The organism is Lujinxingia litoralis (genome assembly GCF_003260125.1).
GTDB lineage: Bacteria > Myxococcota_A > Bradymonadia > Bradymonadales > Bradymonadaceae > Lujinxingia > Lujinxingia litoralis.
In genome coordinates this window covers 189398-214513 of sequence record NZ_QHKO01000006.1, presented here as the reverse complement: position 1 = coordinate 214513, position 25116 = coordinate 189398, and the positions used below count along the sequence as shown (strand labels likewise).

22 protein-coding genes and 2 tRNA genes are annotated in these 25116 nt (G+C 66.0%); 14 read left to right on the top strand and 10 right to left on the bottom strand.

What is annotated here, in order from left to right; translation table 11 throughout:
- The first annotated feature begins 344 nt into the window (after nt 1–344).
- The 3 genes from DL240_RS14205 to DL240_RS14195 all read left to right on the top strand — a co-directional run bounded on the left by DL240_RS14205 (nt 345) and on the right by DL240_RS14195 (nt 4565).
- A complete protein-coding gene (locus DL240_RS14205) occupies nt 345–1742 on the top strand; it encodes a hypothetical protein (protein WP_111730563.1) in 1398 nt (465 codons plus the stop codon).
- 91 nt (nt 1743–1833) lie between these two features.
- Nucleotides 1834–2604, top strand: a complete 771-nt coding sequence (gene msrB, locus DL240_RS20960) for a peptide-methionine (R)-S-oxide reductase MsrB (protein WP_233497071.1) — start codon at nt 1834–1836, stop codon at nt 2602–2604.
- Nucleotides 2605–2825: 221 nt separating this feature from the next.
- Nucleotides 2826–4565, top strand: a complete 1740-nt coding sequence (locus DL240_RS14195) for an Ig-like domain-containing protein (RefSeq protein ID WP_158542585.1) — start codon at nt 2826–2828, stop codon at nt 4563–4565.
- Between the two features lie 177 nt (nt 4566–4742).
- Here the strand turns inward: DL240_RS14195 and DL240_RS14190 are convergent, their stop codons facing one another.
- The 3 genes from DL240_RS14190 to DL240_RS20040 all read right to left on the bottom strand — a co-directional run bounded on the left by DL240_RS14190 (nt 4743) and on the right by DL240_RS20040 (nt 7354).
- Nucleotides 4743–5711 (bottom strand): NHL repeat-containing protein, encoded by a 969-nt coding sequence (locus DL240_RS14190; protein WP_146618309.1) that lies wholly within the window; start codon nt 5709–5711, stop codon nt 4743–4745.
- Between the two features lie 116 nt (nt 5712–5827).
- Nucleotides 5828–6766, bottom strand: coding sequence for an EamA family transporter (locus DL240_RS14185; RefSeq protein WP_111730559.1), 939 nt, complete (start codon nt 6764–6766; stop codon nt 5828–5830).
- A gap of 120 nt (nt 6767–6886) precedes the next feature.
- A complete protein-coding gene (locus DL240_RS20040) occupies nt 6887–7354 on the bottom strand; it encodes a regulatory protein RecX (protein ID WP_158542584.1) in 468 nt (155 codons plus the stop codon).
- Nucleotides 7355–7508: 154 nt separating this feature from the next.
- On the opposite strand from DL240_RS20040, the gene DL240_RS20035 reads away from it, so the two are divergent.
- From DL240_RS20035 to DL240_RS14170, 3 genes are read left to right on the top strand one after another with little or no spacing between them, the layout of a single operon-like run.
- Nucleotides 7509–7766, top strand: a complete 258-nt coding sequence (locus tag DL240_RS20035) for a hypothetical protein (protein ID WP_158542583.1) — start codon at nt 7509–7511, stop codon at nt 7764–7766.
- A 30-nt stretch (nt 7767–7796) separates the two neighbouring features.
- The gene (locus DL240_RS14175) at nt 7797–8540 is read left to right on the top strand and encodes a glycosyltransferase family 2 protein (RefSeq protein ID WP_111730557.1); all 744 of its coding nucleotides are present in this window, start codon (nt 7797–7799) and stop codon (nt 8538–8540) included.
- On the top strand, nt 8537–9511 hold the full coding sequence (locus DL240_RS14170) for a polysaccharide deacetylase family protein (RefSeq protein WP_111730556.1): 975 nt from the start codon (nt 8537–8539) through the stop codon (nt 9509–9511). The genes DL240_RS14175 and DL240_RS14170 overlap by 4 nt, the downstream gene beginning before the upstream one ends.
- 22 nt (nt 9512–9533) lie before the next feature.
- Here the strand turns inward: DL240_RS14170 and DL240_RS14165 are convergent, their stop codons facing one another.
- The 4 genes from DL240_RS14165 to DL240_RS14150 all read right to left on the bottom strand — a co-directional run bounded on the left by DL240_RS14165 (nt 9534) and on the right by DL240_RS14150 (nt 11128).
- On the bottom strand, nt 9534–9836 hold the full coding sequence (locus DL240_RS14165) for a putative signal transducing protein (protein ID WP_111730555.1): 303 nt from the start codon (nt 9834–9836) through the stop codon (nt 9534–9536).
- A gap of 122 nt (nt 9837–9958) precedes the next feature.
- Nucleotides 9959–10675 (bottom strand): hypothetical protein, encoded by a 717-nt coding sequence (locus tag DL240_RS14160; protein WP_111730554.1) that lies wholly within the window; start codon nt 10673–10675, stop codon nt 9959–9961.
- 250 nt (nt 10676–10925) lie between these two features.
- A tRNA-Arg gene (locus tag DL240_RS14155) sits at nt 10926–10999 on the bottom strand.
- A 55-nt stretch (nt 11000–11054) separates the two neighbouring features.
- Nucleotides 11055–11128 (bottom strand) — tRNA-Pro (locus DL240_RS14150).
- Nucleotides 11129–11469: 341 nt separating this feature from the next.
- On the opposite strand from DL240_RS14150, the gene DL240_RS20280 reads away from it, so the two are divergent.
- Nucleotides 11470–12060, top strand: coding sequence for a hypothetical protein (locus tag DL240_RS20280; RefSeq protein WP_111730553.1), 591 nt, complete (start codon nt 11470–11472; stop codon nt 12058–12060).
- Between the two features lie 55 nt (nt 12061–12115).
- Here DL240_RS20280 and DL240_RS14140 read toward each other — a convergent pair whose 3' ends face one another.
- Nucleotides 12116–13204: a nucleotidyltransferase family protein gene (locus DL240_RS14140; RefSeq protein WP_111730552.1), complete on the bottom strand. Its 1089-nt coding sequence runs from the start codon at nt 13202–13204 to the stop codon at nt 12116–12118.
- Between the two features lie 136 nt (nt 13205–13340).
- Between DL240_RS14140 and DL240_RS14135 the strand changes: the two genes are divergently transcribed.
- From DL240_RS14135 to DL240_RS14110, 6 genes are all read left to right on the top strand, one after another.
- Nucleotides 13341–14498 carry a glycosyltransferase family 4 protein gene (locus tag DL240_RS14135; protein WP_111730551.1) on the top strand — a complete coding sequence of 386 codons (1158 nt, stop codon included), beginning with the start codon at nt 13341–13343 and terminating at the stop codon, nt 14496–14498.
- 2 nt (nt 14499–14500) lie between these two features.
- Complete coding sequence (locus DL240_RS14130) at nt 14501–15808, top strand: oligosaccharide flippase family protein (RefSeq protein ID WP_158542582.1); 1308 nt, start codon at nt 14501–14503, stop codon at nt 15806–15808.
- 230 nt (nt 15809–16038) lie between these two features.
- A complete protein-coding gene (locus DL240_RS14125; RefSeq protein ID WP_111730549.1) occupies nt 16039–17193 on the top strand; it encodes a DUF7151 family protein in 1155 nt (384 codons plus the stop codon).
- Nucleotides 17194–17509: 316 nt separating this feature from the next.
- Entirely contained in the window at nt 17510–19054 is a 1545-nt protein-coding gene (locus tag DL240_RS14120) for a vWA domain-containing protein (protein ID WP_111730548.1), read from the top strand.
- A 103-nt stretch (nt 19055–19157) separates the two neighbouring features.
- A complete protein-coding gene (locus DL240_RS14115) occupies nt 19158–19844 on the top strand; it encodes a hypothetical protein (RefSeq protein ID WP_146618307.1) in 687 nt (228 codons plus the stop codon).
- A 52-nt stretch (nt 19845–19896) separates the two neighbouring features.
- Nucleotides 19897–21573 (top strand): vWA domain-containing protein, encoded by a 1677-nt coding sequence (locus DL240_RS14110; protein WP_158542581.1) that lies wholly within the window; start codon nt 19897–19899, stop codon nt 21571–21573.
- Here DL240_RS14110 and DL240_RS14105 read toward each other — a convergent pair.
- Nucleotides 21567–22325: an AgmX/PglI C-terminal domain-containing protein gene (locus DL240_RS14105; RefSeq protein ID WP_111730545.1), complete on the bottom strand. Its 759-nt coding sequence runs from the start codon at nt 22323–22325 to the stop codon at nt 21567–21569. The two genes, DL240_RS14110 and DL240_RS14105, sit on opposite strands and share 7 nt — an antisense overlap.
- A 91-nt stretch (nt 22326–22416) precedes the next feature.
- Between DL240_RS14105 and DL240_RS14100 the strand changes: the two genes are divergently transcribed.
- Nucleotides 22417–24363, top strand: coding sequence for a serine/threonine-protein kinase (locus DL240_RS14100; RefSeq protein WP_111730544.1), 1947 nt, complete (start codon nt 22417–22419; stop codon nt 24361–24363).
- Between the two features lie 32 nt (nt 24364–24395).
- Here the strand turns inward: DL240_RS14100 and DL240_RS14095 are convergent, their stop codons facing one another.
- Entirely contained in the window at nt 24396–25079 is a 684-nt protein-coding gene (locus tag DL240_RS14095; protein WP_111730543.1) for a deoxynucleoside kinase, read from the bottom strand.
- Nucleotides 25080–25116 lie beyond the last annotated feature (37 nt).

Sequence of the window (25116 nt, the reverse complement as noted above, 5' to 3'; positions counted from 1 at the left end):
TAGCGTCGACGCCCGGGATCCGAAATCGAGGCCTCGCGGAGCGCGCGGGGCAGAGAAGCTGGCAGGCGCCAGCGCCTCGCACCGTGTTACCCCGGGGGTGGAGCAGCGCTTGACCAGCGGCCCGGAGTGCCCGGCACGCAAAAGGCCGCGGGCCCGGGGCACGCGAGCCTTGAAAGACGGGGCCATGTCGATTAAGTGGCCCCGGCCACCAGAAGGCGGCAAGGAACTTGCAGTACTCCCGGGCGGAGTGCGTTCGTTGTGCGCCACACGCCGGCATTGCCCACAAGATCTTGTGAGCCGCCGCCCGGTGCACTACGCTGAAGTTCGCGTGGAGACGAGTCCCGATGAAAAAACAGACGATGGGTTGGAAAGCCTGGGTGGGAAAAGCGGCGCTGGCGACGGCGTTGGCGCTCGGTTCTGCAAGCTGTGGCGCGGCGCTCGAATCGGACCCCATGTCCGGGCCCGACGACGATTCGGGGGAGCCGAGCGAGCTTCGCAGCCTGAGCGACGCCGAAGAAGCGCTGATGAACCACGACCTGGATCTGGCCCGCGCGATCTATCAGGAGCGCCTGCTCCATAACCCCGCCGAAGGGGAGTCGGCCGCCGGGCGCGCGCTCTGCGACATGCTCCTGATCCCCGGGATGCCCGAGGTGAAACGCCTGCTCATCGAGTCGCTCGGGGCTCAAAGCGGGCTGGATGCCGCCGAGGTGATCTACGGCGAAGAGGGCTTTTTGTACTGGGCCAGCCGCGGCGCGCGCTGGGCCGACGACGGCCAGTTTATGGGCATCCGCAGCCTGCTCGCCGACGATCTCCCCTGGACGCGCCGCGAGCTTGAATCCGCCCAGGTCTTTGTGGAAGGGCTCAATGAGCCGGGTGATACCCTGGCACGCCACCTGGTCAGCGTGGCCAACGCCCTCAACGGACTCGATCAACAACTGCAGGTGGCCATCGACGATCCGAACTTCGTGCGCCTCTATGTGCCCGGGGAGCTCTTCCACGATCCCTCGCTGAGCCTGACGCTGGGGCGCGCGGAGCTGGCCACGATGCAGGCGTTCATCCAGGTGGTGCGCGCCACGTTTTACGCCCTGGGGGCCTACGAGCATAGCTGGACGCTGGAAGACGCTCTGGGGGCCTGGCGTCAGGAAGTCCACCTGGACGACGCCCGCTACGTGGCGGGATTTCTGCCGGTGGATTACAGCGTCGCCTACCTCGACGCGCGCCTCTTCCGCCGCGTGGCTCAGCCCGATCGCCTGCAGGCCGCGCGCACCGCGCTCAAAGACGCGCTCTCCCGCAGCCGCGACGCCCTGCGCCTGGGGCTGACCGCCGAAGTGTCGACCACCCTGGAGTGGCAAGAGCCCTCTGTGGAGAGCATCCAACGCATCGACGCCCTCTTCAACGCCCTGGCCGCCGCGCTGGATGGCCCCACCCTCCTGCCCCACAGCGAGCCGGAGGTGACCCTGGACCTCTCCAGCTTCTTTACGACCGGGCGCACCCTCCCGGTGGAAATTCCCTGGATGCGGCGCACCCTGGTCCCGGAGCCGCTGGACCCCGCCGTGACCTTCTCCTGGGAGCTCAACCCGGAGGCCACCGAGGTGTTCTTCCGCAAAAACGTCGTCCAGGGCATCGCCGCCGAGCAGGAGTTCACCATCGATCTGGGCGACGAAGGCGCCTCGGGCTTCATTGAGGCCCTGGCCGGCACCTACCTCGACGCCATTCAAGACGTCTATCTGGTCACCCGCTGAGCGGGCGCCGGATGGGCGCTTGGCAATAAGGCGGCAGAAGCGCATGTTAAAGCCAGTGCGAGATGTTGTGCTGACTTTGCGCGAGGCTGCTTTGAGCTCTCCATCCCATCCCATCTCTGGTGTGCGTACTCCGATGACCCTCGGGCTTCTGGGGCTTGTGGCCCTGGGGCTGCTCAGCGGCGCGAGCTGCTCGGCCAACAGCGGCCAGAGCACGGGGGTGCGGCAGGCCTACGTGATCGCTCAGGCCCAGCAGGACGCCCACCTCCACGACGAGCCGGGCTTTGAGCGCCCCACCCTCCAGGACATCCCGCTGGCGGAGGCCGAGCCCGAGGTCGTGCTCAGCGAAGAGGAGTGGCGCCACCGCCTGAGCCCCGAAGCCTTCCGGATCCTGCGCCAGCAGGGCACCGAGCGCGCCGGTAGCGGCGAGCTCCTGCATGTGAAAGAGGCGGGCACCTTTGTGTGTGCGGGGTGTGGTCAGGAGCTTTTTAGCAGCGAGACCAAGTACGACTCCCGCACCGGCTGGCCGAGCTTCTGGGCACCGATCTCCGAAGATGCGGTGGGCACGATGATGGACACCAGCCACGGCATGCGCCGGGTCGAGGTGCATTGTGCGCGCTGCGGCGGGCACCTGGGTCATATCTTCACCGACGGGCCGCAGCCCACCGGGCTGCGCTACTGCGTGAACTCCGATGCGATGAGCTTTACGCCCGCCGACACCCCGAAGCTGCAGAGCACCTCTCCCAAAGCGGGCGACTCCCGGGCCCCCGAGTCCGTTGAGACCACCGAGCCGGTGGAGGCGCCGGCGTCCGAAGCGCCCGCCGAGGGTGAGGCGGCGACGAGCTCAGCCAGCGCGGCCGACTGAGCAGGGCGGCGGAAGCCTGTCCCTCTTTAAGCTGCCCTCCCGCGAAGGTCCGGGACGCCTCCGGGGGGCATCTCCCGGGCGTCGGAGGGAGGGCGTTATTCCAATAAATCTTTAGAATTACAGCCAAATTGACAAGGCGTGCGCCTTTCTCCAAGGTGATGAGGTCACCATGGGGGAGTTCTCTCTCCCCGAATATTCTCAGGACCCCGTTGGAGGAAATCATGTTTCATCACGCGCACTTGCGTGCCAGCTCTCTTCTGGCAGGCGCGCTCTCACTGAGCCTTATGGCCTGCGGTTCCGATACCGACGTCGCCGATCCCGACCTTCAGGAGGGGGGCATCGTCGGGCGAGTGACCCTGGTCGACGCGGAGAGCGCGGCCGGCGTGCTGATTGAAGCGGGCGCCCGCTCGGTCACCACCGACGCCGATGGCACCTTTCGCTTTGATGACGTGAGCGCGGGCGCGGTGCTGGTGAGCGCGACTCTGGAAGGCTACCACTCCGACGAGGCTCTGATCACCGTGATCGGCGGGCAGGATAACGCCGTGGACCTCGTGCTGATGCCTCGCCAGGCCGGCCCCGAGATCCTCAGCGTAAGCGCCCAGGTCAGCGAGCTGGCCCCCGGCGCCCAGACCCGGGTGCTCTTGGAGGCCCGAAACCCCGAGGGCGGCGAACTCAGCGTGGTCTGGGAGGTCGATGGCGACTTTGCCGTAGAAGCCGACGCCGACAATCCCTACGCCGCAACGCTGAGCGCCCCCGACACGCTGGAGGCCACCGGCACCCTGCGCGTGATCGTCACCGACGATGAGGAGCGCAGCGCCGAGGCCACCCTGCAGGTGAGCACCCGCGGCAACGAGGCCCCCGAGGTCCTGCAGCTCTTCGCGCAGCCGACGGTGGTCGCCCGCGGTGGCACGGTGGAGCTGAGCGTGAACGCGCTCGATCCCGAGGGTGACGCGCTGAGCTACGCCTGGAGTGGTCCCGAAACCTGGGAGTTGTCCGCCACCGACACCGCCTCCGTCAGCGTCATCGCCCCCGAACTCCCCGACGTCTCGGCGGCGTTTGTGGTCACCGTCACCGACGCCTACGGCGCCCAGACCACCAGCACCGTGCAGGTGAGCACCGCGGCCAACCAGGCCCCGCGCATCCGCGCGGCGACCGCGCTGCCGCAGCTGCTGCTCCCGGGCGCCGAGTTCGACCTCTCGGCCGACGCGGTCGACGCCGACGGCGATGAACTCCTCTACGAATGGCTCGTCCCCCATGGCTGGGAGGTCGACAGCGTGGTCGGTCGTTCGGTGACCGCCACCGCTCCCGACACCTACAGCTCGGCCGGACGCATCACCCTGATCGTGAGCGACATTCACGGCGCCACCGATCAGAGCGAGCTGGTGGTCGGCACCTTGAACAACCAGGGCCCCTCGATCTCCAGCCTCATCACCACGCGTCCGATGGCCGACCCCGGGGAGCTGATCTTCTTGGAAGCCATCGCCTCGCACCCGGTCGAAGCCGAGCTGGAGTACAGCTGGGAGGCCAGCGGCGACTTTACCATCATCACGGAGAACCGCCCGGTGCATCGCCCGGCGCTGCGTGCTCCCAACGTCGAAGGCGCCACCGGCACCATCCGTCTCACCGTGACCGACTCCGCCGGCGCCACCGCCCAGAGCGCGCTGGTCGTCCAGACTCGCCATTACGCCGCGCCGGTGATCGACAATCTCTCGGCCATCTCTCCGGTGGAGCTCGCCGATACGGCGATGGTCTCGGTGTCGGCCCACGATCCGGAAGGGGGCGACCTGAGCTACCAGTGGAGCACCACCAGCCCAAATGTCATACTTCTCTCGGCTGACTCTCCTGCCACCGAAATCCTGGGCGGCGAGCCTGGCGAGGTGGTCGTGTTGACCATCGCGGTCACCAACTCGGTGGGCAAGACCACCCGTGCCGAGACGCGCGTGCGCATGGCAGCGCTCTGAGCCTTGCTCTAAATCCTCTTGAGGCTCCGCGATAAACGCGTGGCCTGGAGGCTGAGCCCGCAGCGCCACCACATGCGCTGCGGGCTTTTTTTATGCGCGCCCTGACGCCGACAAAAAAGCCGCGACGCTCCGTCGGGAGCATCGCGGCGTGTCGAATCTGGGGCGCCCCGGTGAGCGTCAACGCTCCGGGGAGCTGGCCGCCCCGTGAAAGACCACGTCGCCAAAGTCATGCAACACCTCGGCGCGCCCGTTGCCCGGGTTGAGGCGTACCAGCCGGCCATCGCCCGTGGTCCCGAAGAGCTCTCCCCAGGCGGCGGTGAGCCCGTAGATATCGTCGACCCCGCTGCGGCCGATCAGGGCCCCCTCTCCGCTGAGCGCGTCGAGTTGGACAAGCTCATCGTCGCTGTAAAAGCCACGCGGGGCGCTGCTCACAAAGAGGGTGTTGCCCTTGTTCACCACGCAATCCCCGCTGGAGGAGAACCCGCTCCCCATGGTGCCGACCCGTGTCACCTGAGCGCTCTCCAGATCGACCTCGTAGAGTTCGTCATGCGAGGTCAGGTAGCCCTGCCCGAAGTTGTCGATGCAGAGGCCGTTGGGGTTGCTCAACCCCGAGAGCGTGGCGAGTTCGGTCCAGGTCTCGGTGGCCGGCTCAAAGCGGTAGAGCGTCTCTGGCGAGACTCCGAAGAGGCGCCCGTCGGGGTGGGTGTCGATGTCGAAGAGCCCCTCGGGCACGCTGCGCACCTGCTCCAGGCTGCGCCGAAAGGGGTCGAGGCGGTAGAGCATGGAGGGGGAATGCACATAAAAGGTGCACACCGTCGCGGAGCTCAGATCCATGTCCATCCCGCACAGCTCCGGGAGCTCGTCGGCATCGACATCCTCGACTTCAGCGTCGGCCTCACTGGCATCCTCAGCGCCGGCGTCGGCATCGTCGGGAGAGTCGCCATCAGGCAGCTCGTCGGCGTCGACATCGCCGTCGCGCAGCGCCTCCACACACTGACCACTGACCGGATTGAGGCGCTCACCAGGGCCGCAGGACGTCTGCTCCACGTCGTCGCCACCGCACGCGCAGACCACACACAACGCCACGCTCCACAGCCCGAGCCTCACGCCACTTCGGCCCTGGCCACGCAAACGAGGCAGGTGCATCTCCTCTCCCATCGAATCCTGATATGGCATGAGTTTAACGAGCTCCTATCCTACATTTCAATAAACTTTCACACATCGACACGCGTGACTTACGAAAGAATTAAGATGTCAACAGGTTAGCCCGCCAGAAGAATCATCGCCACCCCCACGCACATTACCGCCGCCCCCACCAGCCGGCGTCGGATATTGCGTTCGCCAAAGAAGAAGTATCCGGCCGCGATCGCCGCGCTCACTCCGACCGCGCGTTTGACCGTCTCCACGTAGGCCACGTCGATAAACGCGTACGCCGAGAGCTGAAAGGCCATCGCACCCACCGCAAACAACCCGCCCAGGGCCAGCCAGCGTGGCGTGGACTTAAACTCGCCAATCAGCGGCCCGAAGCTGCCATCGCGCACCCGGCGGCTCAGCGCAAAGATGGTCCCCACGCCTCCGGCCAGCACCATCGTATGGAAGAGGGGGCTGGTCATCTCGGCGGCGCTCTTGTCCAGGATCGGGGTAAAGCTCCAGATCATGGCCACAATCAGCATGAAAAAGCTGCCGCGCTCGGTCCACAGCGCCTTCAAGGGGGCCAGCGGCCCGTCCTCTTTGTTGCCCGGGTTCATAAAGAACGCCCCCAGGCACACGATCACGATGCCCGCCCAGCCGGCCCCCGAGGGCGCCTGGCCCAGAAAGATCAAGCCGGTCACCGCCGTGAACACCGGCGTAAACGCCAGGTAGGGCGTCGTCAGGCTCAGCGGCGAAATCTGCACGGCGCGCAGAAAGAGAAAGTTCGCCACCATGTTGAGCAGCACCGCTCCCGAGGCTGGCAAAGCATACTTCAGGGGCACCGAGGGGTATCCCGCCATCAGCGACTCCCCCAGGGGCCCCTCCACCGTGGTGAGGCTGCCGGCGAGCAACACCGGGTTGGCGTATAGCACCTGCAGGAGCATCAGACCGGCCACCGCGCCGGTCGCGCTCATCGTCCCACCCAACTTCTTGCGGGAGATATCCAACACCGCCCAGCAGCTCGCCGAAGCCAGCGCCAGCACAAACCCGAGAGACAACGTGCTCAACATCTTGAGGTCCTGCGTAGGTCGGAGGTCTCTGGAGAGCCTCCTTAAAAGGAACGAGGCGGCACAGCCGGCGCCGCCTCAACAACACAATGGGTCTGGATGACAGCCCCGGCCCAGGCGCGCTCAGCCGTCAAAGAGCAGCCGGCGCACAAGCCCGGGGGCATAGCCGCGGTAGACCATATGACGAAAGGCCCGCTTCTGCGCACGATCCTCTAACTGCCCGGGCGCCCCGAATTTTCCCTCAAAGTAGTGCGCCGCGCGTCGGGGCCAGGGCTCCTCCTCGGCCAACTCGTCGAGCACCGGCTCGACCACCGCCGCGTCGACGCCGCGCTGGCGCAGCCGATGCGCGATCTGCGCCGGTCCCCAGCCGCGCTGGGCCAGCAGTGCTGCCTGGGTGCGGGCAAAGCGTGCGTCGTCGAGATAGCGCCGCGCTTCGAGCTCGTCGAGCACATCTTCCACCAACGCCGGGTCGAAGTCGTAGCGCTCCAGCTTCTGGCGCAGCTCGCCACGGGCGTGGTCGCGACGCGCCAGAAAGCGATAAGACGCCGCCTCCACGTCTTCCCGGGTGTGCTCTTTAGGGTCTGATTTCAAGGACTTCGGGGGGGTTAAAAGGGCTCGACTTTCAAGCGCACAACCCTTACCACAGGGGGCGTTTCGGGCAAACGCGCGCCACATCCCCCGGTGGCGTTGCGACGGCCTGCCACAATCGTTATCCTGCGCCGCTGCTGGCCCCCAGGAGTTTTCTATGTCCGAATCCACACCCGAACCCATCGACGCCCAGAACCCCGCACCAGGCAAACCTCCCGGGTACGCCTCGTTGGCCGCGGGCCTCTTCGCCATGCTCTTGCCCGCGGGAGTGCCCATCTACCTTGGTCTGAAGCAGCCTCCTGGCGAGGGCTTCTTTTTGTACGTCATCGCGGCGGTGGTCGCCCTCTTCAACATGGGCATGGTCTACACCATCTGGCGCTGGATCCGCGCGCAGAACACCAACTCCACCACCTGATCTTACCCACCCTCTTACGCTGTGTGCCCCATGTCGAACCCAGAAGTCTCTCCGGACGTTGAACTCTCGATTGTCATCCCCGTCTACAACGAGGAGCTCATCCTTGAGTCCTCCGTCGAGGAGTTGACCGCTAACATCGCCGCCGATCCTCGTCTGAACACGCGCAGCTACGAGCTGATTTTGAGCGAGAACGGCTCCTCGGATAACACCGTGGCGCTGGCGAAGTCACTTCAGGAGCGCTTCCCCAGACTGCGTGTGCTCCACAGCGATGAGCCCAACTACGGGCTGGCCATGCGCCGGGGCATCATGGAAGCCCGCGGAGAGATCGTACTCTGCGATGAGATCGACCTCTGCGACACCGACTTCTACGCCCGCGCGCTGGAGAAGATCGAGGGGGAAGGCTTTGACCTGGTGGTCGGCAGCAAGGCGCTGGATCGCTCCCTGGACCACCGCCCGGCCTTCCGCCGGATGGCCACCCGGGTGCTCAACGGCCTCTTCCGCATCTTTTTGGGCTTCCACGGCACCGACACTCACGGGCTCAAAGCGTTTCGGCGCCAGCGCCTGCTCGAGGTGATCGACCGCTGCGTGGTCGACCGCGATCTCTTCGCCAGCGAGTTCGTCATCCGCGCCGAGCGCATGAACTTCCGCATGACCGAGATCCCGGTGCACATCGTCGAGAAGCGCCAGCCCTCGATCCACCTGGTGCGCCGCGTGCCCAACGTGCTCAAGAACCTGGGCCGCCTGGTCTGGGTGATTCGCGTCACCAACCGATGAGCGCCCGCGCCTCGATCTCCGTCGATCTGGATGCGCTCCTCTGCTACCGCCAGATCCACGGGCTGCCCCCGCAGGACGTTGACCCCCGGGGCGACGTGACCTGGCGGGTAGGCGTGCGCCGCCTGCTCGACCTGTTTGCGGAGCATGACCTTCGCGCCACGCTCTTTGTAGTGGGGCGAGATCTGGAGCAGGAGGCGCATCGCACGCTGCTAGCCGAGGCGGTGGAAGCGGGGCATGAGGCGGCGAATCACACCTACGATCATTTCTACGACCTGCGGCGCCGCGACCCGCAGGTGATTTCGGAGCAGCTGCGCCGCTGCGATGATGCGATCGAAGACGCCGGCGCCCCGCGCCCGGTGGGCTTTCGCACGCCGGGGTATAACCTGAGCTCGACCCTGCTGCAGACTTCCCACGCGCTGGGGCATCGCTACGACAGCTCGGTCTTTGGCTGCGGTCCCTACTGGCTGGCCAAAGCGGCGGTGATGGGCTGGCGCACGTTACGCGGCGAGCCCAGCCGCAGCGATCGTACCGACCCGCGCGCGCTTCGCGCGCCGCGGGCCCCCTACGCACCGGACCTGGAGCGCTTCTGGCGCCCGAACCCCACGCCCACCGAGCCCCGCTACTGGGAGGTGCCCGTAGCCGTGTTGCCCGCGGGCAGCTTCCCGCTCATTGGCACCAGTCTGCACCTGCTCGACGCCCCGGGACTGGAGCGCCTCTGGCCGCTGGTGGAGGCGAGCTTCCCGACCTACTTCGATCTGGAGTTCCACGCGCTGGACTTCATCGACGCCCGCGATCTGGATGGCGAGCCCGACGCTGGCGAGCTCATCGCTCGCCAGCCCGATCTCCGGGTGCCCTGGCAGACCAAGCGCGCGCGCTACGCGCGCACCCTCTCGCTGATAACCTCCACCCGCACCCTGGCGCCCATGCGCGAGCTCTTCGCCACCGAACTCGCCGCGCAGCTCTTTGGCTGAGCGCCTCCCCCCCGGGCCGCACTCACTCTTCGTGCTCAATGAAGTGCCCGTCGCCCGGGATCGCCTCATCGACGATGGCCTGTTGAATCAGGCCCCGCGCCTGCTCCACGCGACCGGCCTCCACCGCCAGGCGCACCTCGTCGTGGCCGCCCACGTGCACCGGCATCATCGACATCTCCATCTCCCGGGTTAAGTACCCGATGGATTCCTCGTCGAACATGTCGGTCAGGAACTCCATCTCGGCGAAGTTGGAGGAGGCGTAGATCTCGATCATCTCGACGTTTTCATCGGTGGTCGGCGAAGATTTGGCTTTGGAATGCAGCATCATAACTCCGGGGGAAAGAGGTCTTCATATCGCTTCGGGCCGCTTAACACTAGACACCTGCACAGGTCGAACAAGGGCCGCCCCCTCGCAGTACTGCGCAGGCGCGGCCTGTGGTCACGCCCTCAAAACTCCAGGCGCACCTCATAGGGCGGGTTCGGAAACGCGTTGGCAAGCCACGAGGGGAGCGCTTCCAGAGGAAGAAGCCGGGTCGGCATACTCAGGGCTGAACACTCGCCACCATACCACCTGGAATACGTCTCCACCTCGATCACCTCTCCGGCCGCTCGCATCATGACGCCGTCAACACTTACGATAAAATTATTTTGGGTAGCATTAACATGCGGCTCACCGCTGCAGTCGCTCGATGGGTAAACAACAACGTGCTCCGCGGAAAAGACGCACCCTTCCATCCCCCCGGTCTCCAGATTCAACGGAACCGAACGCACGCGCCCCCCCGGCCCGACGATAAGCGAGGTGATGCAGCTCAAAACCGCGTTATCCGGCTCCCAAATCTCACCCACCTGAAGCGCCCCGAAACTTCCATAAGTAGGCCCCCCCACCACCACCGCCTCCACCGCTTCGCCATCTTCGTCGTAGAGCACCTGACGAGGGTGCAGCCCCGCGATGCCTCCGTTCCCCGGCTCTCCGGCGTCGCCTTCATTCACCTCAACGTCTGCGTCGCCTTCATTCACCTCAGCGTCTGCGCCGCCCTCATTCACCTCGACGTCACCCGAGTTCGCATCGTCCTTTGGCGACACCGGCTCCGCCGCCGGCGGCTCCCCTTTGCAGCCCCCCGCCAGCGCGATCACCAGCAGGACCATCCATCCTCGCCACATCATCACCTGCCTCCTGCACCTTGCTTCACATCCACATCGCCGTTCGGCGCACGCCACAGAAAACGCCCCCACACAAAAAGATGCAGGCTTGTTTCCCCTCGTGCTCACTTCATTCCCGCGCACGTTACCACCGCCCCGGCGAGGGTGTAAATTTGCGTCCCGCCGCAACAGATGGGTGTGCAGAGCTGGCGAGCCCGCACGCGTAGCACGCGCTGGCCAGCTCAAGCCCCCGCAATGATGGTGGTGTTAAAAGCGCGCCCGGCAGGATTCGAACCTGCGACCCACGGCTTAGAAGGCCGTTGCTCTATCCAACTGAGCTACGAGCGCCTGGTACAAAAAAGGACCCGAAGCTCCCCACAGGTGGGGGAGCTTCGGGTCGAGGTCGGGGCGGCAGGATTCGAACCTGCGACATCCTGCTCCCAAAGCAGGCGCGCTACCAGGCTGCGCCACGCCCCGACAGGCCAGGAGTCCGCGCATCACATGACGATCGGCTGCGACGGTTCAGGCGACGATCTTCTTAATCGATCTGCTCGCGTTGCGCAACTCGTGTCACACTCCCAAAAACCTCGTCCCCAATCCCCCCTATTCAAATCGACCAGAGCGTCGTAAATATGCCATGTTGGACCGGCGAGCCTCCGTGATCTCCGGGCTCAACCCTTCTGTGCCTCTTCCCTCTTAAGCGGGGGGGACGGCTCGCTTTTTTCGGTACGCCCTGTCAGCCTACTCCCTCAGGGCACGTGCCCCGGGCCCTGTGCGGCCTATGGAACTTAATGCAGCATCGATGGAGCTCTTACGTTATGGCTTACAAAGCACAACTCGTTGTTCGGGCCAGTGATCGCGACGGCGTCGAAGTCGTCGAAGGCGTCAAAGCGATGGCCGATCGTCTCGGCAAGACCTACTCCGAGATGGCCTTAGAGCTCTTGAGCGCGGCCCTGGGCTCCCCGGTGGCCGACACCGCCTCCACCGATGACGCCCCCGCCGAAGCCGCCGCGTCGCCGGCGCCCCCGCAGCCGGCGCCCGCCGCCGAGACCGCCGAAGCGGCCCCGGCCAAAAAAGCAGAGCCCGCGGCGCCCCGCGCCACCGAAGCCCCGGCCAAAAAAGCGGCCCCGGCCAAGGTGCGCAAGCCCTCCAGCGGCACCACCATCGATCTCAAACGCCCGCTCTCCATCGTCGAAGCCCTGATCGCCGAGCGTGATAACGACGGCGATGAAGCCGCCTCCCGCGTGCTCGTCGACTTCTACGCGATCGCCGGGCCGGCCGACTCCTTCAAGCTCAAGCAGGCGCTCCAGGAGAAGCTCGGCGACGAGGCCTACGAAGCGCTGATGGAACCGGTCAAAGAGACCCCGGAGTACCGCGACTACAAAGATCGCGCGCTCTTCGGTCGCTGATCGTCGGCGTCGGCCTCGCTTTGCGAGGCCGACGTTTCCCCTCTCCGGGGCTACCTCAGCCCGGTCCTACCCATCGCCAGGCCCCGAGCCGATCCAGGCCACGCCCCAGCTCATGAGGCCCCAGCAGCGTGGCATGCACCATCCCGCGCGCCCGGAGTTTTGGCGTATCGAGCGCGGCCATCGTCGCCGCTCGCATCATCAGCGCGGCCGCCGGACCGACCTCCGGCATCACCGCCGCCACCGCTCCGCGCAACCTCCCGGGCGCCTCGCCCACCAGGGCCCCCCGCGCGGCCGCGGCGCTCACCCGGGCCAGCACCTCCACCGCCCCCACCCCGCGAGGCACCGGCGCCAGGCTGTGACGCTCCACCAACAGCTCCAGCGCCCGGATCCCCCAGCACACCACCCCCCAGAGCCCGGCGGTGCGGGCCAGGTTCTCCAGCTCCCCGGCGGCCCACACCTGCGGGTAACGATCCAGATACGCTCCCAGATCGAGCAGCCCCCGGGCAAAGCCCAGGTGCTGCTGAAGATGCATCGCCAGCTGCAACCCCGCCCAGCTCTCCGCGGGCACCGGCACCTCCTGGCCCCAGAGCCGCCGCCGACGCGCCTGCTGAAGGCAGCGCCCCACACTCAGGTGCGGAAGCTCCGGAAACCCCACCGCCCAGTGCACCTCCACCATCACCCCGGTGCGCCGATGGCACCAGGCGTGCTGATTGTACGCCCACTCCCGGGGCGCCTCCTCACGCGCGGGCGCATACCCCCGCTGCCTTAATCGCCGACTCACCTCCTCGCGATCACCGGGCAGGACCAGCACATCCACATCGGCGCTGACCCGGCATCGGGCGTCTTCTCCAAAAAGCAGCGCCGCCAGCGGCGCCCCCTTCAAGATCAAAAAGCTCAGCCCCTTCAGCGCTTCCACCACCTCCAGCGTGGTCTCGCGCACCAGGGCAGCCTGCGCCGCCAGGCGCAGGCGCTCGCGCGACACCGCCCCCACCGCCGGCAACACCGCGCACACCGGCGCCTCCAGCCCGAAGCGTCGCGCCCGCGACAGCACCCCCTCGGCCCCCCGCTCATCGAGCTTCTCCAGCGCCACCCCGCCGGCCATCGCCCGCAACGCCCCCTCGTACCACCCTTGGCCCCTGGTCATCCGCACCTCATACACCACACATCAAAGCTCGCTCTGTTCAGTCGATCCTTTGTACGCATTTTGGTATCACCTCCGCCACCGGCGAGCCTCCCGATGGCCCGTCCTTTTCCCCACTCGCTCTTCGCGCAAGGCTTCCATGACCCGCCTGCTCCACATCACCACCGTCGCCGAGTCGCTGGGCTTTCTTCGCACGCAGCTCCCTGCCATGAAGCAACGAGGCATGCAGATCGAGGCCCTCTGCTCCCCGGGCCCCCATGTCGAACGCATGTCCCGGGAGCTCGACATCCCCATCCACACCGTGGAGATGCCCCGGCGCATCTCGCCAGTCCAAGATCTGCGCGCGCTGAGCGATCTCTTTAAGACCATCCGCCGCCTCAACCCCGACATCGTGCACGCCCACACGCCCAAGGGCGGCCTCCTCGGCACCATCAGCGCCTTTACCGCCGGCACTCCGGTGCGCATCTACCACATGCGCGGGCTCCCCCTGGAGACCGCCACCGGCTGGCGGCGCACCCTGCTCACGGCCACCGAGCGCGTCTCCACCACCCTGGCCACCCGCACCATCGCCGTGGGCTTTGCCCTGCGTCAGACCGCGCTGGAGCTCAACCTCTGCGCCCCCTCGCGCATCTGCGTGTTGGCCGGGGGCAGCGGCCAGGGCGTCGACGCCGAACATCGCTTCAACCCTCAGCGCTTCGACGCCGACCACCGCGCCCGCAGCCGCGCCGAACTCGGCCTCTCCGAAGACGACTTCGTGGTCGGCTTTGTCGGACGCCTGGTCGTCGACAAAGGCATCGCCACCCTGACCCGGGCCTTTGAGAAACTTCATCAGGTGGCCCCCAACGCCCACCTGGTCTTAGTCGGCCCCTTTGAAGAGCGCGACGCCCTGAGCCCGGCCACCCGCGACGCCCTGAAAGCTCATCCCAACGTGCACCTTTTGGGCTTTCAACCCGACACCGCCGCGCTCTATCCCCTCTTCGACCTGCTCACCCTGCCCACTCGACGCGAGGGCTTCCCCAACGTACTCTTAGAGGCCGCGGCCATGGGTCTTCCCGTGGTCGCCAGCGACATCGGCCCCTGCCAGGAAGCCGTGGCCCACGAAGAGACCGGCCTCATCGTGCCGACCGACGATGACCACGCCCTCTTCGCCGCCCTCAACCGCTACCGTCTCCGTCCCCAACTCCTCGCCAGCCACGGAGAAGCTGCTCGTCAGCGCGCACTAACCCGCTACAACCCCTCGGCCATCGCCGACGACCTCTACGAGCTCTACTCCCAACTCCTCGCACAGCGAGCCTGAGCGTGTCTGTAGTCCAACGCCTCCACACTCTGCTCAAGAGCGCCTTCTTCAAAAACATCGCTCTTTTGGCCAGCGGTACGCTGCTCGCCCAGATCATCACCATCTCGACCACCCCGGTGCTCAGCCGCCTCTTCCTGCCGGCAGCCTTCGGCGTGCTCGGCATGCTCAACTCGGTGGTCAACATCCTGGCCGGCGTCTCCGCGCTTCGCTACAACATGGCCATGGTGCTCCCCGACGACGACGATGACGCGGCCAACCTGCTGAGCTTGAGCCTGGGCCTCATCTCCACGCTCACCCTCCTGATCGCGCTGGTGGTTCTGGTGGGCCGCCAGCCCCTGGCCACGCAACTCGGCCAGCCCGACGCCGCCAACTGGCTGTGGTGGCTCCCCCCCATGGTCTTGATCACCGGCCTCTTCCAGACCCTGAGCTTCTGGTGCACGCGCAAGAAAGCCTTCAAGCGCACCTCCATCTCTCAGGTCGCCGGCTCCGCCGTCTCCGCCTCTTCCAAGATTAGCGCCGGCGTCGCCGCCGTGGGCACCCTGGGACTGGTCGCCGGACAAGTCCTGGGCTCACTCATCGGCACCCTGGTCCTCTTAACCCAGGTGCTGCGCGAAGATCTGACCACCCTGCGCCGGGCCTTCAGCCTCTCGCGAATCAAAGCGCTCGCCCGCACCTTCGCCGACTTCCCGCGCTACAACGCTCCGGCCACTCTCATTCACGGGCTGACCAACGGCCTGCCAGTGATCCTCTTCGGGCTGGTATTCGACGCCACCGCCGCCGGCCTCTACTCGGTGGCCTACCTCATCTGCCGCATGCCCGTGCAGCTCCTGGCCAGCGCCGTCTACAACGTCTTCTTCCAGCGGGCCAGCGAGCGCCTCAACGCCAAGAGCCCCCTCTTCGCAGAACACAAACAGACCACCTTCCTCCTGGCCGCCGTGGGCATCCTCCCGGCCATCATCGCCGCCTGGCTTGCCCCCTGGGTCTTCACCCTCGGACTGGGCGAAGAGTGGACCGGCGCCGGCGTCTACGCCCGCTACCTGCTGATCTTCCTCTACTTTGAGTTGATGGCCATCCCCTCCTCGGCCCTGATCCCGGTACTCAACCGGCAGCGCTGGTTTTTGGGCTGGCAGAGCGTTTCGCTGGTGTTCAGCATCTCCGGTATTGCCCTGGGCTTTGCGCTCGGATCGCCCGTCTATGGCGTGTTCGCCTACAGCGTGGCCAAGGCCCTGATGTTCATCTGGCTCACCCTCTCCATGACCCGCAAGGTCCGCGCCGTCGATCAGGGCGAATACCGCGCCTACGCAGGCTAAGCTTGCTCGCTTCGCGAGCGGCTTTCTCCGGGCAATCCTCCCGCTGCCCGGAGCGCGCGGGCCCCTTGAAGCTCCGAGGGGGGGCAGTCCCATCCGAGAAGGCAAGGGCGCCCTCTGCCACAGACAAAAGTTCACAAACCTCTTGAATCTCTCGTGAGCCTCTCTATTTTAGCGCTTCCCCCTCTCCTGACCGACCGGGTGAGTTCCTTTCTCTCTCTGTGGAATCCGCTATGCTTTTGCGCGCTGGCACGCCCCTTCTCTTGCTTCTCACGCTGAGCCTTGCCGCCTGCGGCGGCGAGGCAGACAATACCGCCACCGAAACCCCGGCACTTCCGAGCATCGAGCTCCGTGAACTCCCCCCGGGCGACACCTGTGAGTTTGGTGGCGTAGAGGTCCGCAGCGGCATCGACGCCAATAACGACGCCCTCATCGACGCCTCCGAACTCGAGAGCGCCTACCCCCTCTGCAACGGCGCCGACGGGCAAGACGGCACCAACGGGCAAAACGGACAGGATGGCACCAACGGACAAGACGGCACCAACGGACAAGACGGCACCAACGGACAAGACGGAGAGAGCGGCCGCACGCTGACCTTCGAAAAAATCCCCGTGGCGCCCGGCGAGGTCTGCGCCTCGGGCGGCAACCTCTTTGTCTTTGGCTACGACGAAGATGACGATGGCAGCCTCTCCGAAGACGAGATCGTCGACTCGGTGGAAGTCTGCGACGGCGACGACGGCAACGACGGCAACGACGGCAACGAGCTCCTGGTGCAAACCTCGACACTGCCCACCGGCTCCTCGGACTGTCCCACCGGCGGCGTGCAGGTGATCTTTGGCTACGACACCACCGGCGACAGCGTCATTGACCAGGTCAGCTCCACCGACGCGCTCTGCTACGGCGAAGAGGGCCCCCAGGGGCCGGCCGGCGAAGACGCCGGCGGCGCGATGCTCTACGACGGCAACAACCAACCTCTGGGGCTCATCATCGGCTCTACTGCCGGTCAGATCAGCGTGCTCACCTCCACCGGCTACCGGGTTAGCCTGACGTGGAATGGCAACTTCACCAAACCCGTCAGCACGCTGGAGTACAGCGCTGCGGGCTGCTCCGGCACCCGCTACCTGAGCTTCTTCAACATGCCGAACCTTCAGGTCTGGGGCCGCACCGTCTTCCACGACCCCTTCACAGGCGATCTGCTGATCGCCACCGACATCAGCCCCGACGGCCTGGTATCCCCGAGCACGAACACCATCACCTCGTACCTGGAAAACAACGGCACCTGCACCACCATCCCCGCCGAAGGCTCACCCAACGCCCCCCTCACGGTGGTGTCGCCCGCCACGATCGGCCTGCCCTCCACCATCGTGGGGCCGCTCAGCGTGCAGTAACCCCCCTGTGACTCTCCCGCCCGGACCTCCCGGGCGCCTCCAGCCCCCCGATCCGCCCGGACTCAGGGGGCTTTTTTGCGTCTTCTCTCTACGCTCACCCGGGGGGCCAGACTCGTGCCCGGGGGCCGGACCCGCGCCGCCCTCTCCCCCGCTGGCATAGGCGCGCTCCACCTGTCGCGGCCCGGCTGGATAGCCCCTACCCCACCGGCCACCGACCACCGCTTCCCACAGCCGCCCCCCACACAGCTGGCACACTCCCTGCTTAGCTCCAGCTCACTCCCTCGATTCGACCACCGCTCACCCTGAGGAGCTCCTGATGCGTCCCTCTCGCACCCCACACCTGCTCACCGCAGCCCTCGTCGGTCTCACCCTCTCGGCCTGCGCCGACAACGACTGGGGCTACGACACCCAGGACCGCAACGACTACGCGGAAGAACCCGGCGCCCCTCAATACGACTCCAATAGCGATCCGGCCGCCCCCGACGAAGCCCCGCCCGAACATCAAGACCACCCGGTCTTCGAAGAAAACGACTTCGTCCAGGCCGCCGATGAACCCACCTCCACCTTCTCGGTCGACGTCAACACAGCCAGCTACACCTACGCCCGCGCCCTGCTCCAGGCCGGCCAGCTTCCAGAACCCGCCCATGTGCGCATCGAAGAGTTTTTGAACTTCTTCCGCTTCGACTACCCCGAACCTCAACCGGACGACGCCTTCTCCATCAACATGGAGATCGCCCCCTCCCGCTTCACCCGGGACCAAGCCCGGGCCGACCGCCACATGTTGCGCATTGGCATCCGCGCCGCCGATGTCTCCATCGAAGAGATGAAGCCCACAAACCTGGTCTTTCTCATCGACATCTCCGGCTCCATGAGCTCCCAGAACCGTCTGCCCCTGGCTCGCCGCGCCATGCACACCCTGCTGGAGCACCTGCGCCCCACCGACTCCATCGCCATTCACACCTACGCCAGCGGCAGCGAAACCCGGCTGGAGCCCACCCTGGTCGAGCACCGCCAGGTCATCGCCGAGGCCATCGACTCCCTCCAGTCCGGCGGTGCCACCAATGGCGAGGCCGGACTGGTCGACGCCTACAACCTGGCCGAAGAAGCCTTCATCGAGGGCGGCAACAACCGCGTCATCATCATGTCCGATGGTGACTTCAACGTCGGCCGCACCGGCGAATCCCTGGCCGAGATGGTCCGCGAGTACCGCGATCGCCAGATCACCATCACCACCGTCGGACTGGGCATGGGCTACAACGACGCCACGATGGAAGCGCTGGCCCGCGACGCCAACGGCAACTACTTCTACATCGACACCTTAGAAGAGGCTCATCGCATCTTCGGCTCCGAGCTCCCTTCCACTGTGGAAATCATCGCCGCCGACGTCAAAATTCAGGTCGAGTTCAACCCCGATGCCGTCGCCCGCTACCGTCTGGTCGGCTACGAAAAACGCCTCCTCAACAACGAAGACTTCGAAGACGACACCCGCGACGCCGCCGATGTGGGCCCCGGCCACACCGTCACCGCCTTCTATGAGCTGGAACTCACCGACACCACCGAAGACCTCATCCTCTCCGAGGTGCGCGTGCGCCATAAAGCCCGGCTCCACGAAGAGAGCGTCCTGGAGAGCCAGCTGATCAAGCGCTCCCAGGTCCTCGACGACTTCGACCAGGCCTCACCCGACTTCCGCTTCGCCAGCGCGGTGGTCGAATTCGCCGCCATCCTCAAAGAGAGCCTGTTCAGCCAGGGCGCCCGCTTTGAAGAGGTCCGCACCATCGCCAGCGCCGCGGCCGAAGACGACGATGCCCATCGCCAGGAGTTTTTAGAACTCGTCGCTCAGGCCGCCGCCCTCTGGCCCTAATCCTCCCCCATCGCCGCGCGATAGCCCCGCCCGACCTCCCCGGTTGCGCGGGGCTCTTTTTTGCGCGCTCCGGGATCGTTGCCCGTGGACGAGATGGGTCGCAATGCCCGGAATACGACTGGAAACCTGGTTCTGGGCCGCTAAGATGAGCGGGTTCGCTCCGCACAACGCTCCTGACACCGACGACACCCTCGCCGGCCTCATCTTCTACGGTCGAGCACTGCCCGGGGCCCCCATGTCACTCAAAACCGCTGTGCTCTCCTTCTTCGCTACCTCCCTGAGCCTGGCCGTGCTGCTTGTCTTCGGCATGAAAATCTACGCCGCCACGGTCATCACGCCCGACCCGAAGTGGGAGACTGACACGGTAAGCTTCAGCTTTGATGCCTCCCCCCTTCCTCCCCCCGCTCCCGACACCCCCGAGACGCTGGCCAGGAAAAAAGAAATCCGGAAACGCATCGAGCAAGAGGAAGCGCTGCGCCGCCAAAGGGTCCTGACCTGGAAACAGGAGCTAAAGCGCGAGGCTCTACGCGAGCAGCTTTACCAGCGCGAGCAGTTGCAACGCCTGGGCATCAAGCCCCCGGATGCCGAAGAGACCTTCGGCGACATCTCCGAGGCACGCCTCGCCGCGCAGACACGGGCCGAAGCCCCCGGGGACGCCGAGATCCGAGCCACCCACCATCAGAAACCCGGCGCCCGGGAGCTCGAGAATCAACGACGCCTGGAGCGCAATCAGCAGAGAATCGAACGCTACAAGCAGAGCGCTCAGATCGACCTCCCCTCGGAACGCTGAAACGCCCCCCTGACACTGCTGATAACCTGTTTAACGAATGATTGGGGCTACCATGACCAGAACCAAAAAGATCATCCTGGGCATCTGCGCCCTCATCCTCCTCCTGCTGGTGGGGGGCCACCTGGTCCAAAACAAGCTCGACGTCGTGGAGGTTAACCAGGACGTCTCCACATCCGTCGATTTCGAAAGCCGCCCCGTCGATCGCCCAAACTCCGAGTCGGCCCCCGGCGCGACAGCCCCCGCCTCCCCGGGCACCGAGTCGGCGGCCCGCGCACCAGACTTCTTCGATTCCCGGACCCGGGAAAGCCCCCGCTTCGCGCCTATCCCCCGCCTCTCCCAGCCCACGCGTCTGGCCACCGAAGCGCCAACCCGGCCCGCCGTCCAACACCACTTCACCCCCACCTCCGAGGAGCCCACCTCCACCTTCTCCATCGACGTGAACACCGCCTCGTACACCGCCTCACGCGATGCCCTCTTCAACGGACTCCTGCCCCATCCCTCGTCGGTGCGCCCCGAAGAGTTTTTGAACTTCTTCAGCTATGACTACGACGCCCCCCCCACCGGGCAAGACTTCTCCATCAAGATCGATGCGCTGCCCAGCTACTTCGGCTCGGACCCCGAAACCCCTCGCCACCTGATGCGCGTGGGCATCCGCGGCGCTGACATCGCCGTCGAAGACATGAAACCCTCCAACCTGGTCTTTCTCGTCGATATCTCCGGCTCCATGGGCCTGGACACCCGCCTGCCCGCCGCCCAGATCGCCATGCGCACCCTCGTGGAGAGCCTGCGCCCCGACGACACCGTGGCCATTCAGACCTACGCCAGCGGCACCCATACCGCACTCAACCCCACCCCGGTCGCCTCCAAAAACAAGATCATCGCGGCCATCGACGCCCTCCACGCCCGCGGCACCACCAGGGGCGATGCCGGCATCATCCACGCCTACCAACTGGCCCGCGACGCCTTCATCGAAGAGGGCAACAACCGCGTCATCATCTTCTCCGATGGCGACTTTAACGTCGGCCCCCCGGGCAAAGACCTGGCCCAGCTGATCCGCTCCTACCGCGACGACCACATCACCGTCACCACCGTCGCCATGGGCCTGGGCTCCCAGGATGAGACCATGGAGCTCCTGGCTCGCAACACCAACGGCAACTACGTCTACATCGACACCCTCGAAGAGGCCGACCGCGTCTTCAAAGAGCGCATCGTGGGCACCCTCCAGGTGCTGGCCGCCGATGTTAAGTTTCAGGTCGAGTTCAACCCGGACCACGTCCGACGCTACCGCCTGCTCGGCTACGAAAAACGCCGCCTTCGTAACGAAGACTTTAAAAACGATCAGATTGACGCCGCCGAGCTCGGCCCCGGGCACACGGTCACCGCCTTCTACGAGGTGGAGTTCGCCGACGAGCTCCCCGATGACGCCGAGCTCGCCAGGGTCGACATTCGCTACAAAAAAGACCTCGGCGCCCCCGGCCAACACCTCAGCCAGAGGCTGACCCCCGCCCAGGTCTACGCCACCTTCGAGCAAGCCCCGGCCCAGCTGCGCTTTGCCACCGCGGTCGCCTCCTTTGCCGAAAGCCTCCAGATCCAGCCCGGCAGCGATCCGCCCCCACCCTTCAACGAGATGCTCGCCGTCGTCGCCAGGAGCGCCTACAAGGACGATGCGCGCCAGGTGGAGTTCGCCAATCTCATCACCTTTGCCCAGGAGCTGTGGACCGCCTACTGAACTCCGACCTCCCGGGGCATAAAGGGCCACTCCACCACCACCTCCGCCTCCCCGACGGCCTCAAACTCCAGCCCCCGGAGCGCCTGCGCGACGCACCCCTCAAAGCCCGCATCGCGCAGGCCCACGTTGGCCGTTATCACCGCATCCACCACCTGCCCCACCCCGCCTGCGGCGACCATCGTCCAGCGCAGCGCCACTCGCCCCCCACGCTCGGGTTGCTCCCGGCGCAGCGCCTCGTAACATCCCCGCACCCCGGCCTCCACCGCCTCAATAGAACGCCGACGGTCCTGGCGCATCGCCAGCTCCTGAGCCTGGCGCATCTCCCCCTCATCGAGCTCATCCTCCAACACCGCCAGCGCCTCCGGGCTCAAGGGCTGACGCGCCCAGCGCAAGGGCCCCACCCCCTTCATGCCCCCCTCCTCTCCGGCATCCGGGCTCACCGCCCCGGGCTGCACCGCCTCCCGAGTACGCCGCTCCGAACGCTGCGCCTGCGCCCCACCCTCGCCAGCCTCCACCCTGTCTTCCGCCCCACCCACAGCTCCCTGCTGAGTCTCCGCCCCCCCGCCCGCACTCATCGCCCGCCCGGCGAACGCCCCGCCCTTCGCGGAGGCCACCGGCGCCGACGCGGAACGCCCCGGCGTCTTTTCAGCCTCAACCTCGGCCTCCCCCGACGAGGCCAGCATCCCATAGCCGACGGCCCCCATCAGCCCTCCCACGATCGCGAGGGTCGCCACCCGCGTCTTTGCGCTCATCATCAACTCCCGGTGTAATTTGCGTCGCTCGCATCGTAGGTTACACTGCCCCCGTCGTCGACTTTGGCCCTCCTAGCCCCTGAGCCACCCGATGGGAACATCTGCCAAATCCGAACATCAGGAGCTCCACGCGGGGCAGCTCTTCTTGGAGCGCTACCGCATTGAGCGGCGCATCGCCGACGGCGGCATGGCCTCGATCTACCTGGCCGTCGACGAGCACTCCGGCCTGCCGGTCGCCATCAAAGTGCTCTTCTCTCACTACCTCGACAACTCGACGGTGCGCGCACGCTTCCTCGACGAAGGCCGCATCCAGGCGATGCTCCAGCATCCCAACATCGTGCACGTCTACCGGGTCATCCAGGAGCCGATGCTCTGCTTTGTCATGGAGTACGTCGAGGGCCACACCCTGGAGGAGTACCTGCGGCGCCACGGCCCCCTGGAGGAGAGCAAAATCATCGAGCTGATGCTGCCGGTGATGAGCGCCCTGGGGCTGGCGCATACCCGGGGCATCGTTCACCGCGATCTCAAACCCAGCAATGTCCTCCTCAAACCGATGGCCGGCTTCTTCACCCCCAAAGTCATGGACTTCGGGGTGGCCAAAGTCACCAAGGGGCGAGAGCTCACCGCGGCCGGCACCACCGTGGGCACGCTCCATTACATGAGCCCGGAGCAGATCGTGGGCGCGCGCGCCATCGACGGCCGCGCCGACATCTACAGCCTGGGCTGCACCCTCTACAAACTGGCCACCGGAGAGGTGCCCTTTAATGCGGCCAGCGAGTTCGCCCTGATGATGGCCCAGGTCGAGGCCGCACCCGCGCCGCCTCGCCAGCTCCGCCCCCAGATCAGCGAACGCCTCCAAAAGGTCATCCTCAAAGCTCTGGCCAAAGAACCCGAGCAACGCTTCCAGTCCATCCAGCAGATGACCTCGGCGCTCATCGAGGTCACCTCCCCCGATATCGGCACCTCCACCGACACTCGCCCCATCCCCCGCGAACTTCTGGAGATGGCGATGGCGGCCAACGAAGTCGCCCAGGATCAGACCGCTCAATTTCGCCTGGCCCCGCTGCTGCCCACGCGTCCCTCCACCGAGAGGAGCGACGCCGCCCTGGCCACCCACGAGATGAGCGCGCGGGCCTTTGAGGAGATCTCCCGCGACCGCGAGATCGCCATTCAGCGAAAAAGCCAGTCCCTCCCCTCCCTCAACGCCCGCCCCGACGAAGACGCCGGCGAGCACACGCGACGCGCCCTCATCGACGCCCTCCCCACCGATCCTGAGACCCCCGCGGCGGAGTTCGACGGCGAAGATCAACGCGCCACCTCCTCGATCCCCCGAAAACGCATCGAACGCGCCCTCCAGGATCAGGCCACCGACGAATTCAATCGCCATCGCTCCGGCATCATCGCCGTCGATCACGGCGCCGACTCCCGCGAAGTCACCGCACTGCACCTCTCGGCCAGCGAGCTGCGTGCGGCCGCCGAACAAGCTCGCCGCGCCCAACGTCCGCCCTCGCCAACCCCGCACCGACCGGAGCCTCCCGACGCCCCGGCGACACAGGAGGGCGTTGACACCCTGGAACGCCCCCGCGCCCGGCGCCCCTCCTCCCTCTCACCGGTGCTCAGCGGCCTGGCCGACGAAGACTCCGCTCCCACCCTCGGAGAGCGCCCCGGCGCCAGACACCGCCTCCCCGACCAGAGTGACTCGCCAGCCCCTACCCCGCTCTTTGAACTGGCCGGCGAAGACTCCGACCCCACCGTCGGAGAACGCCCCGGTGCCCTCCACAAGGCCCTCGCCAGCAACATCGCCGGAGCCGAGGTCGACTCCCGCGATACCACCACCCGGCCCGCCGGCGAGCTCCCTCAAAATCCGGCATCCTTCCGGGCCCGGCCTCTCAACCACCACCAGACCCAGCGGCACCGCAGCGACACCGAGCTCCCCGCCGCGCCCTCCTCCCGCTCGGGCACTCTCTGGGTAGCCGGCGGCCTCAGCGCCGTGTTCATCGCGCTCCTGGTTCTGATCTGGGCTCTCTTCCTGAGCTAAAGCCCTTCGCCAGCCCCCCCATTTCCCGGCCCTCAGAGGTACTTCTCGATCGCCGTCAGAATATCGTGGCAGTCGACCAGGTCCGTCACGTAATCGAGCTCATGGCTGGGGATGATTACCACCGGGCTCAGATTGTAGTTGGCGATCCACCCCTCGTAGAGCCGATCGAGCTGCTTGAGATAGGCCGTAGGGATGTTCTTCTCCATCTCCCGTCCCCGCAGCTTGATGCGCTTTTTGACCGCGCGAATCGGGCAGCGCAGGTAGATCATCAGATCCGGCGGCTGGATCTGGGAGCGCACCGCCTCATAGAGCTGACGGTAGGTGCGATAGTCGCGCTCGCTCATCAACTTCTTGCGGTAGAGGTTCTCCGCAAAGATCTCGGCATCTTCCCAGATCGTACGATCCTGGATCACGCTGTGCGTCGTCTGATCCAGATCCAGATGGAGCTTGAACTTCGCCGTCAGAAAGTAGATCTGGCTGGCAAAGCTCCACTGGTTCATATCGGCGTAGAAATCCTCCAGGTAAGGATTCTCTTCGTTGGGCTCGAAGTAGGGCTCAATGTCGTAGCGCTGGCATAAAAACTCCACCAGCGAACTTTTCCCGGCGCCAATATTACCGGCCACCGCAATGTAGCGGCGCTTGCCTGCCACATCCCGGGGCGTCTCCGGGGTGCGGTCAACCTCGATGATCTGGCGAGTGTCGTGTGGCTGTGTCATCGTCTCTCTTCTGGCGCCCCGGCGCCCGGCATAACCT

Excerpts from the sequence above, each read along its gene's own strand:
- DL240_RS14105 (WP_111730545.1), bottom strand. The coding sequence starts at position 22,325 with ATGAGCGCAAAGACGCGGGTGGCGACCCTCGCGATCGTGGGAGGGCTG.
- DL240_RS14125 (WP_111730549.1), top strand. The coding sequence starts at position 16,039 with ATGCTTTTGCGCGCTGGCACGCCCCTTCTCTTGCTTCTCACGCTGAGC.
- DL240_RS14135 (WP_111730551.1), top strand. The coding sequence starts at position 13,341 with ATGACCCGCCTGCTCCACATCACCACCGTCGCCGAGTCGCTGGGCTTT.
- DL240_RS14165 (WP_111730555.1), bottom strand. The coding sequence starts at position 9,836 with ATGCTGCATTCCAAAGCCAAATCTTCGCCGACCACCGATGAAAACGTC.
- DL240_RS14095 (WP_111730543.1), bottom strand. The coding sequence starts at position 25,079 with ATGACACAGCCACACGACACTCGCCAGATCATCGAGGTTGACCGCACC.
- DL240_RS14115 (WP_146618307.1), top strand. The coding sequence starts at position 19,158 with ATGCCCGGAATACGACTGGAAACCTGGTTCTGGGCCGCTAAGATGAGC.
- DL240_RS14160 (WP_111730554.1), bottom strand. The coding sequence starts at position 10,675 with ATGATGTGGCGAGGATGGATGGTCCTGCTGGTGATCGCGCTGGCGGGG.
- DL240_RS20035 (WP_158542583.1), top strand. The coding sequence starts at position 7,509 with ATGTCCGAATCCACACCCGAACCCATCGACGCCCAGAACCCCGCACCA.
- DL240_RS14195 (WP_158542585.1), top strand. The coding sequence starts at position 2,826 with ATGTTTCATCACGCGCACTTGCGTGCCAGCTCTCTTCTGGCAGGCGCG.
- DL240_RS14170 (WP_111730556.1), top strand. The coding sequence starts at position 8,537 with ATGAGCGCCCGCGCCTCGATCTCCGTCGATCTGGATGCGCTCCTCTGC.
- DL240_RS14190 (WP_146618309.1), bottom strand. The coding sequence starts at position 5,711 with ATGCACCTGCCTCGTTTGCGTGGCCAGGGCCGAAGTGGCGTGAGGCTC.
- DL240_RS14120 (WP_111730548.1), top strand. The coding sequence starts at position 17,510 with ATGCGTCCCTCTCGCACCCCACACCTGCTCACCGCAGCCCTCGTCGGT.
- DL240_RS14140 (WP_111730552.1), bottom strand. The coding sequence starts at position 13,204 with ATGACCAGGGGCCAAGGGTGGTACGAGGGGGCGTTGCGGGCGATGGCC.
- DL240_RS14100 (WP_111730544.1), top strand. The coding sequence starts at position 22,417 with ATGGGAACATCTGCCAAATCCGAACATCAGGAGCTCCACGCGGGGCAG.
- DL240_RS14205 (WP_111730563.1), top strand. The coding sequence starts at position 345 with ATGAAAAAACAGACGATGGGTTGGAAAGCCTGGGTGGGAAAAGCGGCG.
- DL240_RS14185 (WP_111730559.1), bottom strand. The coding sequence starts at position 6,766 with ATGTTGAGCACGTTGTCTCTCGGGTTTGTGCTGGCGCTGGCTTCGGCG.
- DL240_RS14175 (WP_111730557.1), top strand. The coding sequence starts at position 7,797 with ATGTCGAACCCAGAAGTCTCTCCGGACGTTGAACTCTCGATTGTCATC.
- DL240_RS20280 (WP_111730553.1), top strand. The coding sequence starts at position 11,470 with ATGGCTTACAAAGCACAACTCGTTGTTCGGGCCAGTGATCGCGACGGC.
- DL240_RS14110 (WP_158542581.1), top strand. The coding sequence starts at position 19,897 with ATGACCAGAACCAAAAAGATCATCCTGGGCATCTGCGCCCTCATCCTC.